The sequence below is a fragment of the uncultured Amaricoccus sp. genome, from assembly GCF_937858865.1.
Taxonomy (GTDB): Bacteria; Pseudomonadota; Alphaproteobacteria; order Rhodobacterales; family Rhodobacteraceae; genus Amaricoccus.
Genome location: NZ_CALLYO010000410.1, coordinates 1 through 2,450 on the forward strand (window position 1 = coordinate 1; position 2,450 = coordinate 2,450).

The 2,450-nt window shown below is 73.1% G+C and carries 3 protein-coding genes; 2 read left to right on the forward strand and 1 reads right to left on the reverse strand.

What is annotated here, in order from left to right; translation table 11 throughout:
- Window positions 1-115 precede the first annotated feature (115 nt).
- Together nudC and Q0112_RS12040 are read left to right on the forward strand one after the other, a co-directional pair.
- The gene (gene nudC, locus Q0112_RS12035) at window positions 116-1,063 is read left to right on the forward strand and encodes an NAD(+) diphosphatase (RefSeq protein ID WP_297975651.1); all 948 of its coding nucleotides are present in this window, start codon (window positions 116-118) and stop codon (window positions 1,061-1,063) included.
- A 12-nt stretch (window positions 1,064-1,075) separates the two neighbouring features.
- Window positions 1,076-1,417, forward strand: coding sequence for an MliC family protein (locus Q0112_RS12040; protein ID WP_297975652.1), 342 nt, complete (start codon window positions 1,076-1,078; stop codon window positions 1,415-1,417).
- 70 nt (window positions 1,418-1,487) lie between these two features.
- On the opposite strand, the gene Q0112_RS12045 is transcribed toward Q0112_RS12040, so the two are convergent.
- Window positions 1,488-2,360, reverse strand: a complete 873-nt coding sequence (locus Q0112_RS12045) for a prephenate dehydratase (RefSeq protein ID WP_297975654.1) — start codon at window positions 2,358-2,360, stop codon at window positions 1,488-1,490.
- Between the last annotated feature and the right edge of the window lie 90 nt (window positions 2,361-2,450).

Below are 2,450 nucleotides of genomic sequence, written 5' to 3' on the forward strand. Positions count from 1 at the left end.
ATCCAGATCAAACCAACATGGAACCCCTATTCTTCAAATGCGATTCCCCTGGCCGATTGCCGCCGCCGCGGCCTTGCGGCATGGTCGCAGCCCGAACCCCTTCCCCGGGACGACCATGCGAGACGCCGAAGCCGTGACCTTCGCCCGCGGGGCGCTCGACCGCGCGGCCCACCTTCGCCCGGACCCGGCGCTCCCGAGCCACCCCCGCGCCCTCTCCCTCGCCCTCTGGCAGGGCCGCCCGCTCGTCGAGCCTGGCCCCCCGCCCCGCCTCGTCTGGCTGCCGATGTCCGCCCCGGTCTTCGCGGCGGCGACCCATCCCCCCGTCTTCCTCGGCGTCGCCGACGGCGCCCCCCGCTTCGCCCGCGAGATCCCCGACTGGGAGGGCGCGGACACCACCCCCCGCACCTTCCACGACGAGAGCCGCGACACCCACCCCGCCCTGCCGCCGGGCCTCGCCTTCGGCGACCTGCGCGCGATGATGGCCGAGCTCTCCGTCGCCGATTCCGGCACCGCCGCCGCCGCCAAGGGCATCCTCGGCTGGCACGCCACCCACCCCTTCTGCGCCCGCTGCGGCGCGCCCTCCGCCGTCGCCGACCACGGCTGGCGCCGCCGCTGCCCGGCCTGCGGCGCCGACCATTTCCCGCGCACCGACCCCGTCGTCATCATGCTGATCCTGCACGGCAACTCGGTCCTCCTCGGCCGCTCCGCCGCCTGGCCCCCCGGCATGTACTCGCTGCTCGCCGGCTTCATGGAGCCCGGCGAATCGATCGAGGCCGCCGTCCGCCGCGAGGTCTGGGAGGAGGCGGGCATCCACGTCGGCCAGGTCGACTACCTCTCCAGCCAGCCCTGGCCCTTCCCCTCGAGCCTGATGCTCGGCTGCCGCGGCGAGGCGCTCGACCACGAGATCCACCGCGACCCGGCCGAGCTCGAGGACGCCCGCTGGGTCACCCGCGAGAACGTCCTCGCCGCCTTCGCCGGCCAGGATCCCGACCTGAAACCCGCCCGCCGCGGCTCGATCGCCCGCTTCCTCCTCGAACGCTGGCTCGCCGACGCCCTGGACTGAAAGGAGCCCCCCATGCGCCTCCCCCTCGCCCTGACCGCCCTCACCCTCGCCCTCCCCACCACCGCCCCGGCGCAGACCGCCCCCGAGGCCCTCGTCCAACACTATACCTGCGCCGACGGCGCCCACCTCGCCGCCGCCTACATCAACACCCCTGAGGGTGCCTCCTACGCCGTCGTCGTCTTCGACGGAACGATGACCCCGATGAAGGCCGGCCTCTCCGGCTCCGGCGTCCGCTACGTCTCGCTTGGCGCGCCGAAGCTCGTCTGGCACACCAAGGGCGACGTCGGCTTCCTCGCCCACGACGACGCCGACATGGCGATGATCGCCAACGAGTGCACCGCCCGGCAGCGCTGACTCAGCCGGGCAAGGGAGCAGGAAGCGCTCCCCGCCCGGCCCCCCTGCGGCCGGGCATCCCGAAACCGCCTCAGGCCCCCTCCGCCTCCAGCACCGGCGCCGGCTGCGCATCGCGGAACCCGCTGCGCGGATAGACCCCGAGGATGTGCAGCTCCGTGGTGAAATAGCGCAGCTCCTCCAGCGCGCGCGCCACCCGCGGCTCGTCGGGATGCCCCTCGATGTCGGCATAGAACTGCGTCGCGGTGAACTGCCCGCCGACCATGTAGCTCTCGAGCTTGGTCATGTTCACCCCGTTGGTCGCGAACCCGCCGAGCGCCTTGTAGAGCGCCGCCGGCAGGTTCCTGACCCGGAAGACGAAGGTCGTGAGCGCCCCCTCGACCGCCGCCGGCCGCGCCTCGGGCGACATGACGAGGAAGCGCGTGGTGTTGTTCTGCTGGTCCTCGATGTGCCGCGCCAGCACCTCGAGCCCGTGGATCTCGCCGGCGAGCTCCGAGGCCAGCGCCGCGACGCTCCGGTCCCCCGCCGCCGCCACCGCCGCCGCCGACCCCGCCGTGTCCGGCCCCGGCCGCGCCGCGATGCCGTGCGCGCGCAGGAACCCCCGCACCTGCCCGAGCAGCGGCGCCTGGCTCATCGCCGTCTTCACCTCCTCGAGCCGCGTCCCCGGCAGCACCAGCAGATTCGCATGCACCCGCACGAAATGCTCGCCGACGATGCTGAGCCCCGAATCCGGCAGGAGGTGGTGGATGTCGGCTATCCGCCCGTAGGTCGAATTCTCGATCGGCAGCATGGCGAGATCCGCCCGCCCCTCGTTCACCGCCGCGATCGCCCCCTCGAAGCTGTTGCAGGCGAGCCCCTCGAGCTCGGGAAAGGCCTCGCGGCAGGCCTGGTGCGAATAGGCGCCCGGCGCCCCCTGGAACGAGATCTTCCCTGTCTGCGCGCGCACCGCCCGATCCTCTCCGAAAAGCCGCGGGACGATGGCAGAAAGTCCCGGCGGATGAAAGGGCGCACGCGCCGCAGCCGCCGCGCGCAAGCC